General features: G+C 36.9%; 16 protein-coding genes. 13 read left to right on the top strand and 3 right to left on the bottom strand.

The features are described 5' to 3' along the window. Window positions 1-2 precede the first annotated feature (2 nt). Complete coding sequence (locus AAG186_RS07320; protein ID WP_342621526.1) at window positions 3-1,550, top strand: YfcC family protein; 1,548 nt, start codon at window positions 3-5, stop codon at window positions 1,548-1,550. A gap of 15 nt (window positions 1,551-1,565) precedes the next feature. Continuing rightward, the gene (locus AAG186_RS07315; RefSeq protein WP_003774723.1) at window positions 1,566-2,066 is read left to right on the top strand and encodes a GNAT family protein; all 501 of its coding nucleotides are present in this window, start codon (window positions 1,566-1,568) and stop codon (window positions 2,064-2,066) included. Here AAG186_RS07315 and AAG186_RS07310 read toward each other — a convergent pair. The 3 genes from AAG186_RS07310 to AAG186_RS07300 all read right to left on the bottom strand — a co-directional run bounded on the left by AAG186_RS07310 (window position 2,036) and on the right by AAG186_RS07300 (window position 4,212). Beyond that, complete coding sequence (locus AAG186_RS07310) at window positions 2,036-2,587, bottom strand: DDE-type integrase/transposase/recombinase (RefSeq protein WP_342622104.1); 552 nt, start codon at window positions 2,585-2,587, stop codon at window positions 2,036-2,038. The two genes, AAG186_RS07315 and AAG186_RS07310, sit on opposite strands and share 31 nt — an antisense overlap. A gap of 97 nt (window positions 2,588-2,684) precedes the next feature. Then, entirely contained in the window at window positions 2,685-3,026 is a 342-nt protein-coding gene (locus tag AAG186_RS07305) for a helix-turn-helix domain-containing protein (protein WP_342621525.1), read from the bottom strand. A gap of 358 nt (window positions 3,027-3,384) precedes the next feature. Then, entirely contained in the window at window positions 3,385-4,212 is an 828-nt protein-coding gene (locus tag AAG186_RS07300) for a MerR family transcriptional regulator (RefSeq protein WP_331836687.1), read from the bottom strand. 81 nt (window positions 4,213-4,293) lie between these two features. Here AAG186_RS07300 and AAG186_RS07295 point away from each other — a divergent pair, with 81 nt between their 5' ends. The 11 genes from AAG186_RS07295 to AAG186_RS07245 all read left to right on the top strand — a co-directional run bounded on the left by AAG186_RS07295 (window position 4,294) and on the right by AAG186_RS07245 (window position 22,311). Beyond that, window positions 4,294-6,036, top strand: coding sequence for an ABC transporter ATP-binding protein (locus AAG186_RS07295; protein WP_342621524.1), 1,743 nt, complete (start codon window positions 4,294-4,296; stop codon window positions 6,034-6,036). Next, entirely contained in the window at window positions 6,023-7,786 is a 1,764-nt protein-coding gene (locus AAG186_RS07290) for an ABC transporter ATP-binding protein (protein WP_342621523.1), read from the top strand. Before AAG186_RS07295 ends, AAG186_RS07290 begins: the two co-directional genes overlap by 14 nt. A gap of 231 nt (window positions 7,787-8,017) precedes the next feature. Next, complete coding sequence (gene pdhA, locus AAG186_RS07285; RefSeq protein WP_323611621.1) at window positions 8,018-9,115, top strand: pyruvate dehydrogenase (acetyl-transferring) E1 component subunit alpha; 1,098 nt, start codon at window positions 8,018-8,020, stop codon at window positions 9,113-9,115. 1 nt (window position 9,116) lies between these two features. Continuing rightward, window positions 9,117-10,097 carry an alpha-ketoacid dehydrogenase subunit beta gene (locus AAG186_RS07280; RefSeq protein ID WP_342621522.1) on the top strand — a complete coding sequence of 327 codons (981 nt, stop codon included), beginning with the start codon at window positions 9,117-9,119 and terminating at the stop codon, window positions 10,095-10,097. A gap of 9 nt (window positions 10,098-10,106) precedes the next feature. Beyond that, window positions 10,107-11,351, top strand: coding sequence for a dihydrolipoamide acetyltransferase family protein (locus tag AAG186_RS07275; RefSeq protein WP_342621521.1), 1,245 nt, complete (start codon window positions 10,107-10,109; stop codon window positions 11,349-11,351). Window positions 11,352-11,354: 3 nt separating this feature from the next. Then, window positions 11,355-12,761 (top strand): dihydrolipoyl dehydrogenase, encoded by a 1,407-nt coding sequence (lpdA, locus tag AAG186_RS07270; protein ID WP_342621520.1) that lies wholly within the window; start codon window positions 11,355-11,357, stop codon window positions 12,759-12,761. A gap of 8 nt (window positions 12,762-12,769) precedes the next feature. Then, window positions 12,770-13,822, top strand: a complete 1,053-nt coding sequence (locus AAG186_RS07265) for a PTS sugar transporter subunit IIC (RefSeq protein WP_041690549.1) — start codon at window positions 12,770-12,772, stop codon at window positions 13,820-13,822. Next, complete coding sequence (locus tag AAG186_RS07260) at window positions 13,823-14,719, top strand: phosphate acyltransferase (RefSeq protein WP_238048297.1); 897 nt, start codon at window positions 13,823-13,825, stop codon at window positions 14,717-14,719. Further along, window positions 14,719-15,774, top strand: coding sequence for a butyrate kinase (buk, locus tag AAG186_RS07255; protein ID WP_342621519.1), 1,056 nt, complete (start codon window positions 14,719-14,721; stop codon window positions 15,772-15,774). Before AAG186_RS07260 ends, buk begins: the two co-directional genes overlap by 1 nt. A gap of 15 nt (window positions 15,775-15,789) precedes the next feature. Further along, the gene (locus AAG186_RS07250; RefSeq protein ID WP_342621518.1) at window positions 15,790-16,686 is read left to right on the top strand and encodes a LysR family transcriptional regulator; all 897 of its coding nucleotides are present in this window, start codon (window positions 15,790-15,792) and stop codon (window positions 16,684-16,686) included. A 240-nt stretch (window positions 16,687-16,926) separates the two neighbouring features. Further along, a complete protein-coding gene (locus AAG186_RS07245; protein ID WP_342621517.1) occupies window positions 16,927-22,311 on the top strand; it encodes a DUF1542 domain-containing protein in 5,385 nt (1,794 codons plus the stop codon). Window positions 22,312-22,521 lie beyond the last annotated feature (210 nt).

Below are 22,521 nucleotides of genomic sequence, written 5' to 3'. Positions count from 1 at the left end.
GTATGAGTGAAACGAAAAAACGTTTTAAAATGCCTACGTCTTATACAATCGTGTTTTTTGCCTTAGTTATCACAGCGATATTGAGTTATGTTGTACCTCAATCGGTTTTTGATAAAGAAGCGGGAAGTATTGTATTTAACGCAGCATTTGGTGAACACGGTGAGATTATCCGTGGAGTGGGTCTAAGACCGTTTGGATTTTGGGATGTCTTAATGGCTCCAATTCAAGGATTTCAAGCAGCAAGTGATGTTGCTATTGGGATCTTATGTGCCGGTGGTTTCTTAAATGTATTAAATCATGTTGGTGCTTTGGATGCGGGTATTGGTCGTATTCTAGAGCGTTTTGAAGGAAATGTCTTAATTGCAGTGATGATGTTTATTTTTGCTGTATTAGGAACTTCATTTGGTTTCTGGGAAGAAATTACAGCGTTCTCAGTAGTTATTGTGCCAATGTTTGTCCTTGCAGGATATGATGTAATGACGGGTTTGGGTGTTCTCTTTATTGGGGCAACAATTGGTAATATGTCCAGTCTTGTGAATCCTTTTTCCACAGGTGCTGCTGTTGCCGCTATTGGAAATCCAGAGCTTACAATTGGATCAGGAATTGTATTACGTTCAATTATCTTTTTAGCCCTTTATGTTGTGGGGACGATGTTGATGATTCGTTATGCATCACGTGTTAAAAAGAATCCAGAAAAATCAGTATTAGCTAATTGTGAAGGTGTGAATACACTTGTGGATAAAAATGAAGCTTTACCTGAATTCACGACACAACGTAAATGGTCAGCGTTGGTATTAATTTTAATCGTAGTTGTCATCATTCTAGGATACTTCCCTTGGGAAGAAATTGCGGGTGTTGGTGTTGCGAATGCAGTGAACAGTCCATTTACGGCTCTTGCGAAAGTTCCAGTATTGGGATCAATTCTGGGAGCAGGTCATGTTTCAAGACTTGGAACATGGGGCTTTAATGAGTTTGCATTCCTCTTTGTATTAGGGGCATTCTTACTTAAATTTATTAATAAAATGTCCGAGACAGAATTCTTAGATGTATTTATCGATGGAATGAAAGATTTATTTGGTGTTGTGGTTGTGCTTGCGATTGCACGTGGGATTGCAATTATTATGGGAAGTTCAAGCGAAGGGATGTCAATTACCTTCATCTATTGGATTTCAGGAGCATTAAGTGCAGTACCAACATGGGTGTTTGGTTTATTTGCGATTGCTTCGTATGTGCTTATTGGTGTATTCCTTCAATCCACAAGTGGTGTTGCAGGAATCTCAATGCCAATTCTTGGGGCCGTAGCTTCCGCAGTCTTTGCGGCAAGTGCAATTGGGGAATCGGGTGGTCAAATAATCTTAATCAGTGCCTTTGTGGCCGGAATTAACTTTATGGCGGCGATTTATCCAAGTGCAACACTGATGGGAACTTTGGAATTTGTGAATGTTCCTTATGACACATATCTTAAATTCACACTTCGCATTTTATCAGTCTTATTAATTGTTGCGGCGGGAATCATATCCGTTGCATCCGCAGTTGGATTTGTAAAATAGAACGAGGAAAAAACAATGAACCTAAATTTTAAAAAGTTTACAGCAGAACATATTCCGGCTTATTACACATGGCGTAATGATCCGGAGGTCGCAATTTTTGACCAGTCTCAATTTCTAAGACCGATGTCATTTGAAGAAGTTGAAACATGGAGTCAAATTATGGTTGATGGGATGACTTATGTAATATGTGATGGGGACAAACCGATTGGAACCTGTGCATTTATGAATCTTGATCAACGTAATCGTCATGCGGAACTTGCGATTGTGATTGGAGACAAAGATTATTGGGGGAAAGGCTATGGGAAACTGATCATGGCTCAACTCATTGAGTGGGGCTTTGAAGGGCTTAATCTTAATCGTCTTTATCTTCATGTGTTTGATTTCAATAAACGCGCTATCGCGCTCTATGAAAAAATGGGGTTTGTTGAAGAAGGACGAATGCGGGAAATGCTTTATCGCAATGGTAAGTATCACGATGTACTTTGCTATGGTTTATTAAAATCAGAGTTAAAATAAGAAAAGACGCTAGGAATGAACTGCTCCCTGTCAAGTAGACAGGTGAAATAAATAAAATATCCAAGATGATTTATCACTTTATGATGAATCATCTTTTTTATTGTGTATTGGAATCCGCGGTCACTGTGAAATAAAGGTTTTGCCTCTGGATATCTCGCGATAGCTTTATGATAAGTATCAAACACAAGTTGATTATTGTTCCGATTACTTATGTGATACGCCACAACACTTAAATCATAAAGATCAATAATCGCACTGAAATATAGTTTCTTACTTGAACCTTTAATCTTAAATTCTGTGACGTCTGTCAGCCATTTTTCATTCGGCTTTGCGGCAAAGAAATTTCGATTTAAAATATTTTCAGCTGTGATTTCAGGAGTGCTTCGTGAATATTTTTTAGACTTTTGACGAATCACTGATTTCACCCCTAGCATCTTCATGAGTCTATGAATCCTCTTCGAGTTATATTGAACGCTATTCAACTCATTGATCCAATCCGTCATGCGTCGATAGCCTAAGATATGTCCAAATAGTTCATCATAATCAAGAATGAGATTGCAAAGCTCATGATTTTCAATTTCATTGCGTGTTTCAACACGATGCGTCCATTTATAATAACTACTTCTTGTTTTGCTTTGGAGAATATCGCCGCCTTTCGATTTCCTTCACTTTTTTTAATAGAATGTTCTCGCGTTCTTTCAGTTCGAGTTGTCTTTCAAGTAGTTTTACTTTACGTTCTAAACGTTCTTCATTACTAAGTTGATCTTCTTGTTTTCGCTTGCCACGTTTATCAAGAAGACCATCATCTCCCAATTCGTTATACTTTTTCACCCAACTACGTAATGTACTAGAATCAATAGATAATTCTTCAGCTATTTCTGTTGCACCTTTTATGCCATTCAAATATTCATTAATTGCTTGTTCTTTTATTTCGGCTGGATATTTATTCTTTCTCCCCATAGAAAAAGCTCCTCCTTTTTTGTAGTGCCCGATTTTATTTATTTCGGGTGTCTACTTTAAGGGGAGCTTATCAGAATAGCGTCTTTTTAGTGACTTCGATTATTTTTCGAGAATGTAAGATATACTCGAATATTCAAAATTAAAATTGATAAAAAACATAAGAAGAATAATGGTGGAATGGACCAAGAAGCAAAAATCGTCTTACTTATAAAATTGTAGTAAATTCCAAATGGTATAACAAAATGCACGATAAAGGTAATTACAAAGATTATGAAACATAAAGCGATGTGAAGCTTATAATCTCGATAGAGATCAAATATAGATTCGTGATGCATTGAAATCCCTCCCTTTGTACTTCTTATTCTACACTGTAATCTTCAAGAATACGAACGGAAAGTTCAATAATAAACTCATCTTCGGTTTTAACCGTAATCTCATTAATTAGGAGTTTCTCAAAGAAAGCTTCATCGAGCTTAAAATTATGTTTATCAGCATATGTTATCATCGCATCATATCCAATAGATAAGGTATCGTAAGATCCGTGATGATAGTAGGTTAGGTAAGTTCCACCAGGTTTTTCGTAGAGTTCCACATGCTCTAAATCACCCAGTGAAATTGCATACAAGTAATCCAATTCTCGATATCGTTTTTCAAGAATCGCTTGTTTAGACGTAATAGACCCTACGTAATTCGTAAAGGTGATGCCATTATCAATACAAAAGTTAACGTATGCCTTAAGAAAGCTGTGTGGATCTGAACTAACCGTCTGTCTACTGATAATAAGTGATTCCGGTTTAAGTACTTTGACTTCACATACATTAGCGCTCGAATTTGCAGCTAAATCCATCAAATCCAGTGTATGTTTTATGAAACTTTGACTTAGTTTTAATCTCTGGATCTGTTCATCAATTTTTTGGTTTCTTTGTGATAGAATATGAGTAAGGTTCTCGGGGGAACGAACATCCAGATATTCTTTGATATCTGTGAGTGGCATTCCTAAATCTTTAAGGAATGTGATGACAATAAAAGCATAATACTGATGATAGGCGTAGTATCGGTAGCCATTTTGATCGGTGAATTCCGGTTTAAATAAATCGATTTCATCGTAGTAAAATAAAACATGTTTCGGTACATGGCATATTTTTGCGAATTGACCGGTAGTAAGTTTATCCTTTTTTATGCTCATTATGCGTTTTCTCCTTGACTATAAGGTTACCTTATACCTTATTATAGTTCAGTTGCAAAAAAATGTACAGGAGGTAAAACTATGAGATTAATTATTAGATATTTAAAGAAATATAAGATGTTATTTCTATTAAATATTGTCGCAATTCTGGCCTTTGCGCTTGTTGAGTTGGGAATTCCAACAATCATGGGAACCATGATTAATGAGGGTGTGGGTACACAGAATATGGACTTAATTAAGAGCCAAGGTTTCTTGCTCCTTGGAGTTGCCATTCTTGGAGGTTTGGGGACAATCTTACTTAACTATACGTCGAGTCGTATTGCTACACGTATCACTCGCGATATTCGTAACGATATGTTTGAAAAATCTCAAGAATTTTCACACTCTGAGTATAATGAAATTGGGGTATCATCCTTAATTACACGTGTTTCTAATGATGTATACCAATTACAATTATTTGTTCAAATGTTATTACGAATGGGGCTTCATGCACCGTTTATGATTTTATTCAGTTCGGTCATGATTTACCGTACCAATCAACGTCTTGCGCTTGTTATGGCAGGAAGTGTTCCTTTTATCCTTATAGTAGTAGGAATTGTTGGTAAATTATCCGGACCCTTAAGTCGAAAACAACAAAAACTTATGGATACACTAAATCGTGTTACTCGTGAGAATATTACCGGTGTTCGTGTTATCCGTGCATTCCGTAAGGATAAACACGAAACAGCGCGTTTCCAAAAAATTAATAAAGATTATGCAGATGTATCTAAAAAACTATTCCGTGTTATGTCACGGGCAGAACCACTGTTCTTCTTTATATTAGAATTATCAGTACTAACCATTATGTGGACAGCATCAGGAATGGTTGAAGCAGGAACGCTAGAAGTGGGTTCAATTGTTGCCTTTTTAGAATATCAATTCCATGCTTTATTCTCATTACTGTTATTCTCAGTCGTATTTATCATGTATCCTCGTGCTGCTGTAAGTGCGCGTCGTATTGAAGAAGTTTTAAATACAGAGCCAATTATCCAAAACCCTGAAAACGGAGTTCATGAAGGATCTCGGGAAACGTCAATTGTCTTTGATCATGTTGATTTCGCATATCCTGATGGTGAAGCAAATGTTTTAGAAAATCTAAACTTTACTGCGAAAAAAGGTGAAACGGTTGCATTTATCGGTTCAACTGGTTCAGGGAAATCCACGCTGATTAATCTTATTGTTCGCTTTTATGATGTGACGAAAGGTCGTGTCTTGGTGAATGGTGTTGATGTGCGTGAATGGGATCTTTATGCTTTACGTTATAGAGTAGGGTTTATTCCACAAAAATCACTCTTATTTAGCGGTAGTATTTCTCAAAACATTCGTTATGGGAAAGAATCTGCGGATGATCATGAAGTCGAAGAGAGTGCAGAACTTGCGTCTGCTAAGGACTTCATTGAACAAAAACCGGATAAATATAATGAATGGATTAGCGAAGGTGGATCAAACGTATCTGGTGGACAAAAACAACGTCTAAGCATTGCGCGTGCACTTGTACGTAAACCTGAGATTTATATCTTTGACGATAGTTTCTCAGCGCTTGATTATAAGACCGATGCTTTAATTCGAAAGAACTTAAAAGAAGAAACAAAAGATGCAATTATGTTGGTTGTCGCACAACGTATTAGTTCGATTGTGGATGCAGACCGTATTATTGTATTAAATGAAGGAAAAATTGTTGGACAAGGGACTCATTTAGAATTAATCAAGAATTGTCCAATTTATATTCAAATTGCAGAGTCTCAATTCAGTGAAAAGGAGATGGCAAAGTATGAAAAGTTATAAAAAACTCTGGCGTTTTCTTAAGCCTTATAAAGTAAAACTTATAGGAGCGGTCTTATGTCTTATTGTTGCAGCTGTCTTAACGGCTGCTGCACCAATGATTGAAGGATTTGTGACGACGCAGCTTGCAAGTGATGTCAAAGATATTAGTTTAAATGTTGCGGGTGCGCACATTCAATTTGATGTGATTCTTCGTATCATTACTATCCTGTTTGTAATTTATGTTACCAATGCATTATCACGTTTATTCCTACAATATTTAATTTCAGATGCGATTCAATCTGCTGTGTATGACATGCGTATGGAAGTTAAAAAGAAAATGGAACGGCTTCCTGTAAGTTATTTTGATAAGCACTCAGCAGGTGACTTAATGGCACGTATGTCTACTGATATTGAAGCCTTATCAGGTGCCCTCCAGCAATCTTTTGCGCAAGTTGTCATGGCTGTACTTGGAATTATATTTGCGGTAATCCTTATGATTTCCATTGACTTTACAATGGCGCTTGTTGGGATTGCGATTATTCCACTAAGTATCTTAGTTGCGCGTTTTATTATGAAACGATCACAAGTTCTCTTTACCCGCCAACAAGAAGTTTTAGGAAACATGTTCTCGGTAGTTCAAGAAAAATTTACGGGTTTTAATGAAATTAAACTTTATAACTATCAAGAAAATGCGACTGCTGATTTCCGTAAAGCTAATGAAGAATTGTGCGAAAACGGATTTAAAGCAAACTTTTTCTCAGGGTTAATGACACCAAGTGTTTCAATGATTACTTATATTGCGATCGCACTTGCTGTTTATATGGGTGCTATTCGTATTATTGAAGGTGCTATGGCTGTAGGGGCTTTACAAGCCTTTATTCGTTATATATGGCAAGTAAACCAACCCTTATCCCAAATTACGCAAATGGCTCCAACCATTCAAGCATCAATTGCGGCAATGAATCGTGTCTTTGAATATTTGGAAGAACCGGATGATGTTTACGATATTGAAAATCCCGTTGAAATAGATGACTATGAAGGCTCAGTTTCGTTTGAAAATGTCTATTTTGGATACGGTGAAAAACCCGTTATTCAAGATTTATCCGTCGAAATTAAGCCAGGAGAAATGGTTGCGATTGTAGGCCCAACAGGTGCTGGGAAAACAACGATTATTAACCTCCTGATGCGTTTCTATGATGTGAATGACGGATCGATTAAAATTGATGGAATCGACATTCGTGATATGAAACGTGATGATCTTCGCTCACTGTTTGGAATGGTCCTTCAGGACACATGGCTCTTTAGTGGAAAAATTAAAGAAAATATTGCCTACGGTAAACCGGATGCAACCGATGAAGAAATCATCGATGCAGCGAAACGAACCAATGTGCACCACTTTATCACAACCTTACCAAATGGTTATGACATGGTTTTAAATGAAGAGTCCTCAAATATCTCAAATGGAGAAAAACAATTAATTACGATTGCACGAGCACTGTTAAGTGATCCGAAAATCTTAATTCTTGATGAAGCAACCAGTTCTGTTGATACACGACTTGATGCAATGATTCAAGAAGCGATGGCTGAATTGATGAAAGGTCGCACAAGTTTTGTGATTGCGCACCGACTTTCAACCATTAAAAATGCAGATAAGATTCTTGTTGTTAAAGATGGGAATATTATTGAAATGGGAAATCATGATGACTTGATGGCTAAAGGTGGATTTTATGCAGATCTTTATAACAGTCAATTCACAGATGACCAAGAATAAGAAATAAATATATAGGCTGTTGACCGTGATGTCAGCAGTCTTTTTTTATGCCTATAAATTATATTTTGCAACAATATAAAAATAATTTATAGGCATAAAAACGTTGTATTGGTCGGCTCTGCGTTATCGCCCTATAATGGAGTCAAGAAATGATAGCGCTATCATTCTTTGTATATTTATTTTTGATCATCCCGACACCGGGAAGATGTCAAAACATAGAAAGGGCACAATATGACAAAAGTAATAGATTACAAGAAGATTCTAAAGGAAACGAATACGGAGCCTAAGTTGTTCCAAATTATGGACGAGAACGGGAAAATCGTCAATAAAGATTACTTTCCAGAGTTAACTGATGAACAGATGGTAGAAATGATGGAGGTGATGGTTTGGGGACGTGAATACAACAATCGTGTAAGCATCCTGAGCCGTCAAGGCATTATCGGAAACTTACCACCAACTGAAGGACAGGAAGCAGCACAACTAATTAGCCAATATGCATTACAAGAGGGAGACTGGCTATTGCCAACATACCGTGATGTGCCTCCATTGATTCGTCATGGAATTGAAACACGTCAAGCGATGAACTGGTATAACGGTCATACAGACGGATTCGCTTATGATCATTCAATCAAAGCATTCCCACCTCAAGTTATTATTGGAGCACAGATTATTCAAGCTGCAGGGGTTGGTTTAGGTCTAAAGAAAAACAAAAAAGAAAATGTCGCAATGACTTATATTGGTGATGGAGGAACATCACAAGGGGACTTCTATGAGGGATTAAACTTTGCAGGTGTCTATGATGCACCCGTAATCTTTATCGCTCAGAATAATGGATTTGGTATTTCAGTACCTCGTAGTTTCCAAACAAAATCTGCAACACTATCTCAAAAAGGAATTGGAGTTGGGATTGCGCATCTCTTTGTAGATGGTATGGATCCCTTCGCAGTTTATGCGGCAACAAAAGCAGCACGTGAATATGCTGTTGCGGGAAATGGACCAGTACTTCTTGAGTTCCTTACATTCCGTTATGGACCTCATACATTGAGTGATGATCCACGTCGTTACCGTGAAAACGAACTTGTAGAATCATGGTTACCAAAAGATCAGCTGATTCGTATGCGTAAATTCTTAACCGAAAAAGGACTTTGGTCTGAAGAACAAGAAGCAGCAATTATTGAGAAAACACAAATTGAAGTTAAAGATGCATTGGATGCATCACGTAAACTTCCTAAACAAAAAATATCAGAATACTTGGCAAATATGTATGAAGTGATGCCACCTTCAATTAAAGAACAATATGATCTTTATGTAGAAAAGGAGAACGCATAAGATGGCTGTTAAAAATATGGTAGAAGCGATTACTGATGGACTTGAAGTAATGCTTGAACATGATGAAAAGGTTTTAATTTTTGGAGAAGATGTTGGGAAAAACGGAGGAGTTTTCCGTGCTACCGATGGTCTTCAAGCAAAATTTGGTGAAGACCGCGTCTTTGATACACCGCTTGCGGAATCAGGCATCTTGGGACTCTCAATTGGCTTAGGTGTTGAAGGGTTTAGACCGCTACCTGAAATTCAATTCTTTGGATTTATTACAGAAGCGATTGACTCCATTACTAACCAAATGGCTCGTATGCGTTACCGTACTGAAGGTCAATTATTTGCACCGATTACGATTCGTAGTCCTTACGGTGGTGGTGTCGCAACTCCTGAAATTCACTCAGATAGTTATGAGGGAATGATTGCGCAAATGCCTGGGATGCGTGTTGTAGTTCCATCAAACCCTTATGATGCGAAAGGACTCTTAATCTCATCCATTAAAAGTAATGACCCAGTGTTGTTTCTTGAACACTTGAAATTGTATCGTGGTGAGAAGGTAGAAGTACCTGAAGGAATTTATGAAGTACCGCTTGATAAAGCAAATATTGTTCGTGAAGGAACTGATATTTCAATTGTGTCATATGGAGCAATGGTGGTGGAAGCACGTAAAGCTGCGGATATCCTTGCGGAAGAAGGTATTAGCGTTGAAGTTGTTGACCTACGTACCATTGCACCTTTAGACATGGAAACAATCGGAGCATCTGTTTCAAAAACAGGACGTGTATTGGTTGTTCAAGAAGCACAACGTATTGCAGGGGTAGCGAGTCATGTTATGTCTGAAATCAGTGAACGTTTCTTCTTAGACCTTGTAGCTCCTGTATCACGTGTAACAGCGCCCGATACAACATATCCTTTACCACAAGTGGAACAAATTTGGTTACCCAATGCACATGATATTGTTACATCAGCACGTAAATTAGTACAGGAATATTAGGAGGAACTCATGAATTATAAATTTAATTTACCCGATCTCGGTGAAGGAATTACCGAAAGTGAAATTTTACTTTGGCATGTAAAAGAAGGGGATGTCATTAAAACTGATGATCCACTCTTTGAAGTTCAAAATGATAAAACTACAATTGAAGTGCCATCCCCTGTTAAGGGAACAATTAAGAAAGTTCTTGTGGAAGCAGGAGTCGTAGCGAAAGTAGGTGCTACGCTTGTGGAAATTGAAGTGGATGCTTCAGATTTACCTAAAGATGCGAAACAAGAAGAAACACCAAGTGTTGAAAAAACTGAAGTGGAATCAAAACCAGCGCCAGTTGTAAGTCAAGGGAAAGCACGCGCAATTCCTTCCGTTCGAAAATATGCACGAGAAAAAGGGATCGATATCGCTCTTGTAACGCCAACTGGAAAACATAATACGGTTACAAAGGAAGACATCGATAACTTTACTGGAGAAGCAGGTGAAGTGGCAACGCCACAAGTCACAACACCAAAAGAAGTTGTGAAAGCTCCGGTACAAACAGTGGGTACAGATGGCTTACGTCGTGAAAAAATGACACCAATGCGTAAAGCAACAATGCAAGCAATGGTTCATTCCACATCATCCATCCCACGTGTTACGGTATTTACCAATATTAATGTATCCAAATTGGTGGAACACCGTGATATGTATAAAGATTATGCGAAAGCAGAAGGTGCACGTTTAACGTATACGGCATATTTTGTGAAAGCAGCCGTAACCATGTTGAAGAAATATCCAATCTTCAATGCGATGGTTGATGCAGAAAAAGGTGAGATCATCTACCGTGATGCAATCAATATCGGTGTCGCAACGAATACCGACGCAGGACTTTATGTACCAAATATTAAAAATGCAGATACAAAAAATCTCTTTGAGATTTCAAAAGAAATTGAAACAAATGCACGTTTAGCTCAAGAAGGAAAACTACCAATGGATGCAATGCGTGATGGTTCATTCACAATCACAAATGTTGGTGGGATGTCATCAGATGGTGTTTACTCAACACCAATTATCAATGCACCTGAAGTGGGAATTTTAGGAACCGCGAAAATTGAAATGGAACCGTATGTTACAGAAGACATGACTGTCGCAATCGCACCATTTATGAAACTATCCTTTACCTTTGATCACCGTATTATCGACGGTGTGGAAGCACAACATGCTTTAGATGAACTTAAAAAAGTTCTAAGCGACCCAAACAAGCTTGTATTGGAGGGGTAAGAAATGGTAGTTGGAGATTTCGCAAAACAAGCAGATGTCATTGTAATCGGAAGTGGACCGGGTGGTTATGTCGCAGCCATCCGTGCTGCTCAACTTGGAAAAAAAGTTACCATCATCGAACGTGATGAAATCGGTGGCGCATGTCTTAATGTTGGATGTATTCCTTCAAAAGCTATGATTCATGCAAGCAGTGAATATGCAAAAACACAAACAAATACACCATTTGGTTTAAGCTATGGTAAAACAAGTTTTGATATGAAACAAGCAAAAGCTTGGAAAGACAAGGAAGTTGTGAAGACCTTAACTTCAGGCATTGGTGCACTTTTAAAGAAAAACAAAATCGAAATTGTTAAGGGTGAAGCACACTTTATGTCGGAAGATAAAATTCGTGTTGTAAATGACATGGATGTTCAAACATTCTCATTTAAAGATGTGATCATCGCAACTGGAAGTAGACCGATTGAAATACCTGGATTTAAATTTGGTAAACGAATTTTAGATTCTACAGGAGCACTTAACCTCGAAGTTGTACCAAAATCGTTAACCATCGTCGGTGGTGGCTATATTGGTTGTGAACTTGCAGGGGTATTCGCAAACTTGGGTACCGAAGTCACAATTCTTGAAGGTGCGCCAAATATTCTACCGCTTTTTGAGAAAGATTTAAGTGCTTATGTTGTGGATAATTTTAAACAAAAAAATGTAACGATCCATACAAATGTGAAGGCTGAATCCGCAAAAGTTGAAAATGACATGGTAACAGTCACTTACAGTCAAGAAGGAAAATCAGTTACTCATCAATCTGAATATGTTTTAGTCACCGTTGGACGTCGTCCAAATACGGATGATTTAGGACTTGAGTATGCCGGTGTCACAGTTGGCCAACGTGGACTGATCGAAGTTAATGATCAAGGACTTACAAATGTTGCTCATATCTATGCAATTGGTGATATTATTCCTGGTCCTGCTCTCGCACACAAGGCTAGCTATGAAGCGAAAGTCGTTGCGGAAGTAATCGCAGGAAAAACAGCTGGATTTGACTATACGGTCATTCCATCAGTAAGTTATACCCATCCTGAAATTGCGGTTGTCGGAATGAATGCTGTAGAAGCAAAAGATCAAGGCATTCAAGCGAAAGCTTTCAAATTCCCTTATGCCGCAAATGGTCGTGCGTTATCCATGGATGATACACAAGGATTTGTTCGACTTACTGTAGAGACTGAAACAGGATTTATCCTAGGGGCTGAAATTGTAGGCGCACAAGCAAGTGAATTGCTTGCGGAGCTTACCATGGCAATCGAATCTCAATTAACGGTTGAGGATGTATCGTTGATCATTCATACACATCCTAGTTTATCGGAAATGATAATGGATACTGCAGAATTGGCTCTGGGTTATCCCATCCATCTCTAGAAAGGGTCATGATGAAAAAAATATTTGATAAAGGATTTGGAATGAAAATACTGAATGGGGTGGCGATAGGTTCGGTTGTAGTTTTGATTCCTGGTGCCTTGCTTAATGAAATCTTTAAAGCGCTCTTACCCATTTTTCCACAAGGTCAATTTGTTTTAACGGCAACATCTTTCGGAATGATTCTCATGGGTGTTGTGATTGGTGTGGCTGTTTCAATGATGTTTAAGTTTACGCCAATTCAAACGGCATCAGTAGGGATGGCAACCGCATTCGCATCCGGTGGATGGAAACTTGCGGAAGATGGAACGTTTATGCTTAAAGGCAGTGGTGACATTATTAATATGGCACTTACCGCAACCTTTGCAGTAATCTTAATCCTTGCGGTTGCAGATAAATTTAAAGCATATGCCATGCTATTAACACCAACGCTTGTATTAATTGTTGCGGGTGGTTTGGGAATGATTACACTCCCATATGTTCAAATGATTACAGGTGCAATGGCACACTTGATCAGTAACCTTCTTCAGCTACAACCACTTCTCATGTCGATACTTGTATCCATGATCTTTGCGATGATGATTGTTTCCCCACTCTCTACAGTTGGGATTGCGCTCGCAGTTAACTTATCCGGTGTTGGATCAGCAGCAGCTAATGTCGGAATTTGTGCAGCTGCATTTGGTCTTGCGATTACAGGTTGGAAATCAAATGAACTTGGAACAAAAATTGCTTTAATGTTAGGTTCACCTAAAATGGCGATGCCTAATGTTATGAAAAAACCCAAAATTATGATTCCTGTTCTATGTAATGCGGCACTAAGTGCTATTGTGGTTGTTTTACTTAATCAACAAGGTACGCCCATGTCAGCGGGATTTGGGATTAGTGGACTCATAGGACCCATCAATGCAATTAACCTTGCTGGTGGCTGGACTTTAGGGAATATCATCAATGCAGTTCTTGCCTTTATGGTAATGCCAATCGGTCTTGCGATTGTATTCAGAAAAGTCTTTACTGAAGTGAAGCCGATTGTAGCGGTGGATGATTATCATATTGAGGTACAATAAATGAAAAATTTTGTAGAATTGGAGGCACGTTTAGTACGAGAACGCATGACGCAAAAGCGTCTTGCGCTTGTATGTGCGGATGAAGTGAATACACTTGAAGCAGTCATCGATATGGAAGAACGTGGGTATATCAAACCAATTCTTCTGGGAAATAAAGAAGCAATTCAAGATGTAATTCGTGAAAACAATCTTGCGGTGAATTACGAAATTATTCATTGTGATCAACCTCGCGAAGCAGCTCAAAAAGCAGTTGCACTTGCGAAAGCAGGAGAAGTTGATCTCATTATGAAAGGGTTAATTCAAACCAGTGATTTATTATCCGCGGTTGTAAAACGCGAAACAGGGATTCGCGAGCAAAAAGTGCTATCACACGTTGCGCTTGTAGAAATTCCATTTAAAGAAACGATGTATATTATGAGTGATGGTGGCATGATTCCTACACCTAATTTTGATCAAAAGGTAGGGATCATTGAAAACAGTATTCAACTTGCTCACGCTTTAGGGATTGAAGAACCTAAAGTAGCATTGTTGGATGCTGCAGAACATACGAATCCTCATATTCAATCTTCCGTTGATTCAGAAACCTTAAGTCAACGTGAATGGGAACATGCAATTGTGGAAGGACCTATATCCCTCGATCTTGCTGTATCAAAACATGCTGCAGAGATTAAAAAATGGGATGGTCGTATCCAAGGTGATGCCAACATTCTTATTACTCCAGATATTATAAGTGGAAATATTTTGGGTAAAGTTGGAACACTTTTCACTGATGGGAAAATGGCGGGTGTAATTCAAGGTGCGAAAGTGCCCATAATTTTAACATCTCGCGGTTCAAATCGTGATGAAAAAATTAACTCAATCTTACTTGCATGTTCGATTGCGAAAGGGGATTTATAATGTATATTCTAGCAATCAATCCTGGGGCCAGCTCAACAAAGTTCGCACTATTTAATGACGAACAGGAACTCATGCGTGATGACCTAAAAATACCTTTAGAAAAAGTAGAATCTTATAAAACTTTAGAAGATCAATTGGAAGACCGTTATGTTTCAATTTATGATGCGTTGGTTGATCATGGATTTGATCCAAAAAAAGTTGAAATTGCAGTGGGGCGTGGCGGTATTTTGCCACAGGTTGAAGCCGGTGCAATTGCAGTTACCGACACACTCATTGATTACCTCTTACATAAAGCAGAAGTCATTCACCCTGCAAACTTAGGTGCTTCGATCGCTCAGAAATTTGTAGATCAAGCAGAAAACTGTACGGCGTATATTTACGATCCGATCTCCGTCGATCAAATGGATCCAATTGCCCGTATCTCTGGGTTAAAGGGTATTGAACGTAAAAGCATTGGACACATGTTAAATTCGCGTGCTGTTGCCATAGAACACGCGAAATCCCTTCAAACTCCTTATAACAAACTCAACATGATTGTTGTCCATGCTGGTAGTGGTATTACTGTCACAGCACATAAACAAGGTCGTATGATTGATCTTGTCGGTGATGATGAAGGTGCTTTTTCACCTGAACGAAGTGGTGGTTTACCCTTACGTCCCTTTATGAATCTATGCTATAATAATGACAAGGAAGCGGTTACAAAACTAACCCGTCATCAAGGTGGTCTTATCTCATATTTTGAGACCAACGATGTCCGAAGTGTCGAAGCAATGATTGAAGAGGGTCATGATGAAGCAGCGCTCGTTTTAGAAGCAATGGCTTATCAAATTGCGAAAAGTATCGGTACGCTAAGTACTGTGCTTGAAGGCAAGGTTGATAGTATCGTGATCAGTGGGGGATTTGCACGTTCGAATCGAATGATGAATTGGATTGAAGAACGTGTATCGTTTATTGCACCGGTTGCGATTTATCCGGGAGAATTTGAACTTGAAGCACTCGCTTCGGGAGGATTAAGAGCATTTCATAAACTCGAAACCACTCATTATTTCGAATAGAATTAAGAGGTAGCTATGGAAATTAGAGAGTTGAAATACTTTATTGCTGTTATTGAAGCAGGGAGTTTTACTGCTGCCGCTAAAACGTTACACATGACGCAACCTGCCCTCAGTTGGAACATCAAACAACTTGAGGCGAAACTTGAAACGCAACTCATTGAGCGTACTCAAACTGGCGTCAGTGTAACAGAAAGTGGGCAAGTGTTTTACGATGGTGCGAAAGATGTTGTTGCACATCTCAATCGCTTGGATCTATTAATGAAGTCTGAAGCACAACGCATCCGCCGTAAAATTCGATTTGGACTTACCATCCTTTCTTCCATTAACTATATGGATCAATTCCAAGGATATGTCGGCAAATATCCACAAGTAGAATTAAATTTTGTGCAACGTGGTTCTAAGGAAATTCAAGACATGCTCATCCAAGATAAATTGGATGCTGCTTTAATTTCAGAACCTATTTACTACTCAAAACTTGAAGAAAATGCAAAGCGTTTGGAAGGGTATTACTATGATGTTGGTGTGGTGGTCGCCAAAGATCATCCGCTTGCTACCCGTGAACGCCTAACGCTTCGAGATATTATGACGGAATCTTTTGCACTAGTCTCAGATGCCTATGCAATTGGTCAAGAAGTACCACGTCGTTGTAAAGAACTTGGCTTTATTCCGGCAATCAATTATCGTAATGACAACTGGGAAGTAGTATTGGAACATGTCGCTGCATATGGTTCTGTGACAATTCTTCCAGTAGATCTCCAATATATCATTGCACGTGATGATGTGGAGTGGATTGAGTTGGATGACGAAATCAGTCGTTTTCATCTGCAACTTGTAATTAATTACGATAAAACAAACGTGGATGAGTATGCAATATTTCAAAATTTATATGAAGAACTGATGGTGAATCATTAAAAATATAATCCCAATCTTAGTAATAAGTTGGGATTTGTTCTTTAATCATGAAAGTAGGGCTTTAATAGTGGGATTTTTCGCTATGAATGAAGAGATTTACTCATAAAACTTAGTAAAATAACCGATTTCAACTATCTTTCAATGAAGGAGTGAAAAAATATGTTATGGTGAGTGCGTATTGAAACATATAATGATTTGATGCAATAGATTTTTTTTATTAAAAGGAAAAGGGGTAAAAAAATGAAATATGCCAAATTAGTCATCAATCGAGTACTTATGATTTTAATCGTATTAGTGCTTTTGATTACAAGTTTTTCAAAGAACGGATTCTATACAGTTTCAGCAAATGAACAGGAAGAACTGTTTCCTTTTAGAGGGAATAAACTCCAAAATCCTTATTTGAGATATGGCCCAAGTGATACATCAATACCGAATTGGGTTATCAGTTCGACAAATAATATACTTTCTGGTGAAAAAAGAGGTACAATAAGTAAAACCTCAAAAAATGGATTTAGGGATATCGGTATGCCTAACTATCTCGTGGGGACTCAAAATAATTCGGATACATCCACGTTTAAATCTAAATCATATAGAACATCAGAATCATCATCAAATGCAGCCGCCGCATTTATGTTGTTTGGACAGACCATGAAACTACAAGCTAACCGTGAGTATTATTTTAGAGCGGAAATAAAAAGTTCTAATGGTAATAATGACGGGGTTTTAAATATATATCCTGGCGATCGAACCTCGGGTCCAAATGTACTTGCTTCGCAAAAATACAGTGTTGGTAATAAGATGATGATTGTGAGTCTTCCTTTTACACCAACAGGCGATGGAAATGTCACGGTTTCGTTACGTCATTTTGCAAACGCAAAGCAAGATACACATTTAGAAATACATCGTATGGGATTTTTCCTGAAGGATGATTATTTAATTCAAGAAGAAGCTCATGCATTGTTTAATGACAGTGAATTTAAAGAACTTGTCGGTAAAGATACTGCTGAGATACAAAAGAACATTGATGCAATTCGTTCTAAGATTACAGCGTCAGACAATCCATATGCCGAAGATGTCAAAGAATATGTAAATGGATTACTTAATAAAGCACAAACATTGTTAGATCAAGCTAAAAGTATCGAAGCGTCAATTAAGGATACTTACGAAAATTTTGATGAAAAGGTTTTAAAAGGAGACGTAACTCAAGATACAATTGATGAACTCAAAAATCGAATCGAAGAAGTTTCAAGTCCAGGTCTTAATGAAAAACTTACCAATGATCTAAAGGAAGTTGAACGTGTTTATGATTTACAAGAGTTAAAACCAGTTCTAAAAGAAGAACTTGAAAAGAAAGCAAACGACGCAATCAAAGAAATTGAAGACTTAAAAAATGTACCAGAGTCTGAAAAGCAAGAAAAAATTGAAGCAATTCAAAAAGAATTAGAGAATGGTAAGAAGGTCATCGATGATGCGAAAACGCATGAAGATGCTACGGATGCAAAGGATACTTCTTCAGGCAATATTGATAAAATTATTAGCGATGTAAGCCTTGTAGATCGTAAAAACGAATCAAAATCGGAACTTGATAAAAAAGCTGAAGATGCTAAGAAAGAAATTGATGCGTTACCAAACTTAACAGAAGATGAAAAGCAAAAAGCTAAAGATGCGATTGATCAAAAAACAAAAGATGGTAAAGATGCAATTGATCAAAGCACGACACCCAAAGATGTCGAAGATGCAAAAAACACGACCGATACATCGGTAAAAGAAACTGTTGATCAAAGTGTCTTACAGGATGCTAAAAATAAAGCGAAAAAAGATTTAGAAGCGAAAGCTGATGAAACGAAAAAAGCGATTGATGCACTACCTGGAATTTCCCAAGAGGCTAAAGATAAAGCTAAAGGTGAAATTGAAAATGCGTTGAATAAAGGGCTTGAAGGGGTAGAATCCGGCGAATCTGTTGATGTTATTAATCAAGTAGTAACGAATACAAAAACTGAGATGAATGCAATAAAAGATGCAATCATTAAAGAAAACGATGATACCATTAATGCACTAATCAATGATAAAAAAGCCATCTTGAACGCTGAAGCAGAGAAAGCGAAAGAAACAATCGATAAACTTGAAAATGTATCACAAACTGAAAAAGATGACGCGAAGAAAGCAATAGATAGAGCGGTTACAGAAGCTTCAAATGAACTGGATAAAGCAACAACACCTTCAGATATTGATTCGATTTATAACCAAGGAAAAGGTATTATTGATAAAGTTGTTATAAAAACAGAACTTGCTGATGCTAAAATTGATGCAATTAATGTATTACAGAAGAAATCTGAAGCAGTCCGTGATGCGATTAATTCGATGGGATCATTAACAGATGATGATAAAAATGCCGCAAATAATGAAATAAATCAAACGTTAGAACAATCTATACAACGTATTAATCAAACTCAAGATGTTAATGTTTTACCTGAAAATCTACAAATAGGTATGGACGAGCTTGATGCGCTATTGGTCAAGTATGAACAAATAAATTCTGATAAATTTAATAATCAAAAGGAAAATTTAAAAACAGAACTTGATAAAAAAGCTGAAGATGCTAAGAAAGAAATTGATACGTTACCAAACTTAACAGAAGATGAAAAGCAAAAAGCTAAAGATGCGATTGATCAAAAAACAAAAGATGGTAAAGATGCAATTGATCAAGGAACTACACCAAAAGATGTAGAAGATGCAAAAAACACGACTGATACATCGGTAAAAGAAACTGTAGATCAAAGTAACTTGCTGGATGCAAAAAATAAAGCGAAAAAAGATTTAGAAGCAAAAGCTGATGAAACGAAAAACGCGATTGATGCACTACCTGGAGTTTCCCAAGAAGCTAAAGATAAAGCTAAAGGTGAAATTGATGACGCTCTAAATAAAGGAATTGAAAATATTGCATCGGGTAAGAGTGTAGCAGATGTTAATAATGCTGTTTCCGAAACAAAAACGGAGATGGATGCAATAAAAGATGCGATTACTAAGGAAAATAATGATAGTATCGATGCATCAATTAACGATAAAAAATCATATCTTGATGCTGAAGCGAAAAAAGCAAAAGAGACAATCGATAAACTTGAAAACTTATCACAATCTGAAAAAGATGAAGCAAAGAAAACTATAGATAAAGCAGTCATAGATGCTTCAAATGAACTGGATCAAGCAACAACACCTTCAGATATTGATTCGATTTATAATCAAGGTAAAGATGCTATTGGTAAAGTTGTGGTAAAAGCAGAACTTGATGACGCAAAAATTAAAGCTATTGCAGATTTAAAAACTAAAGCGGATGAAGTTCGTAAACAAATTGCTGATAAACCAGCATTATCTGATCAACAACGCAAAGAAGCAAATGATGAAATTAATAACGCACTTGCTGATGCAATTAAGCGTATTGAAGATACAACAGTGATTACCGATGTTCCTGAAAACTTAAAAACAGGAATTGATGAATTAGATGCAATTGAACAAAAATATGAAGCAAAAAATAATGAAAATTTAGACAAGAAAAAAGAAGATTCTAAATCTGAACTTGATAAAAAAGCTGAAGATGCTAAGAAAGAAATTGATAAGTTACCAAACTTAACAGATGATGAAAAGCAAAAAGCCAAAGATGATATTGATCAAAAAAATCAAGAGAGTAAGGAAGCGATCGATCAGTCAAACGATCCAACAGAAATTGATAACGTGATTGATACGACGGATAAAGGAATCAACGATATTGTTGAGGACAACAAACTTCTTGATACCAAGAATAAAGCAAAAGATGATCTCGATAAAAAAGCTGAAGATGCTAAGAAAGAAATCGACAAGTTAGTAAACTTAACAGATGATGAAAAGCAAAAAGCAAAAGATGAGATTGATCAAAAAACAAAAGATGGTAAAGATGCAATTGATCAAGGTAGGACACCAAAAGATGTTGAAGATGCAAAAAACACAACAGATACTAAGGTGAAAGAGATTGTAGATCAAAGCAGATTACAAGATGCAAAAAATAAAGCGAAAAAAGATTTAGAAGCAAAAGCTGATGAAACGAAAAACGCGATTGATGCACTACCTGGTCTTTCTCAAGAAATAAAAGATAAAGCCAAAGGTGAGATCGATAACGCTCTAAATAAGGGACTTGAAAATATTGAAACAGGTAAGTCTATCGAAGATGTTAATAAAGTTGTTTCCGAAACAAAAACAGTGATGGACGCAATTAAAGATGCACTCATTAGAGAAAATTTCGAGTCACTTGAAAAACTTAAAGATAATAAAAAAGCAAATTTAAATGCTGAAGCTGAGAAAGCTAAAGAAACAATCGATAAACTTGAAAACTTATTACAAGCTGACAAAGACAAAGCGAAGAAAGTTATTGACCAAACGGTCAATGATGCCTCAAAAGGACTTGATAAAGCAACAACACCTTCAGATATTGATTCGATTTATAATCAAGGTAAAGATGCTATTGGTAAAGTTGTGGTAAAAGCAGAACTTGATGACGCGAAAATTAAAGCTATTGCAGATTTAAAAACTAAAGCGGATGAAGTTCGTAAACAAATTGCTGATAAACCAGCATTATCTGATCAACAACGCAAAGAAGCAAATGATGAAATTAATAACGTACTTGCTGATGCAATTAAGCGTATTGAAGATACAACAGTGATTACCGATGTTCCTGAAAACTTAAAAACAGGAATTGATGAATTAGATGCAATTGAACAAAAATATGAAGCAAAAAATAATGAAAATTTAGACAAGAAAAAAGAAGATTCTAAATCTGAACTTGATAAAAAAGCTGAAGATGCTAAGAAAGAAATTGATAAGTTACCAAACTTAACAGATGATGAAAAGCAAAAAGCCAAAGATGATATTGATCAAAAAAATCAAGATGGAAAAGATGCGATTGATCAGTCAAACGATCCAAAAGAAATTGACAAAGTGATTGATACGACAGATAAAGGAATCAACGATATTGTTGAGGACAACAAACTTCTTGATACAAAAAATAAAGCGAAAGATGATCTCGATAAAAAAGCAGAAGATGCTAAAAAAGAAATCGATAAGTTAGTAAACTTAACAGATGATGAAAAGCAAAAAGCAAAAGATGAGATTGATCAAAAAACAAAAGATGGTAAAGATGCAATTGATCAAGGTTCGACACCAAAAGATGTTGAAGATGCAAAAAACACAACAGATACTAGGGTGAAAGATATTGTAGATCAAAGCAGATTACAAGATGCAAAAAACAAAGCGAAAAAAGATTTAGAAGCAAAAGCTGATGAAACGAAAAACGCGATTGATGCACTACCTGGTCTTTCTCAAGAAATAAAAGATAAAGCCAAGGCAATGATTGACTCAATTCTCAAAAAAGGCTACCAAAGTATAGATTCTAGTGATTATCTTTATGAAATCGAACGATATGTTCAAAATTCAATAAAAGATATGCATAAAGTGCTTGAATCACTAAATAAAAAAGAGAGTGATCTCGGACCTTTAGGTGTAAATGATTCCCATACACCTGCTATAGGAGCTCTAATAGCTATATTTGGTTTGGCTTTCACTTTATTTGATCGAAAAAAGTATTTTTTTAAAAAATAACTATGTAAAAACTTATTACGTTTATTAATAATTATAGTTTTTCATTGAACATAAAAAAGAACCTCATAAACCCAAAGAACTAGGTCAGCGCGCCAGTTCCAAAATTTGGATTGAGGTTCTTTTTTATACATATTAATTTTAAGGAAGGTAGACTAATATACATTTAACGATATATTAAATCTTTTATTAATTTGGTTGAGATGACATTCC

The sequence above is a fragment of the Erysipelothrix sp. P66 genome (genome assembly GCF_038682365.1).
Taxonomy (GTDB): domain Bacteria; phylum Bacillota_I; class Bacilli_A; order Erysipelotrichales; family Erysipelotrichaceae; genus Erysipelothrix; species Erysipelothrix piscisicarius.
This window is presented reverse-complemented; position numbering and strand designations above follow the sequence as displayed.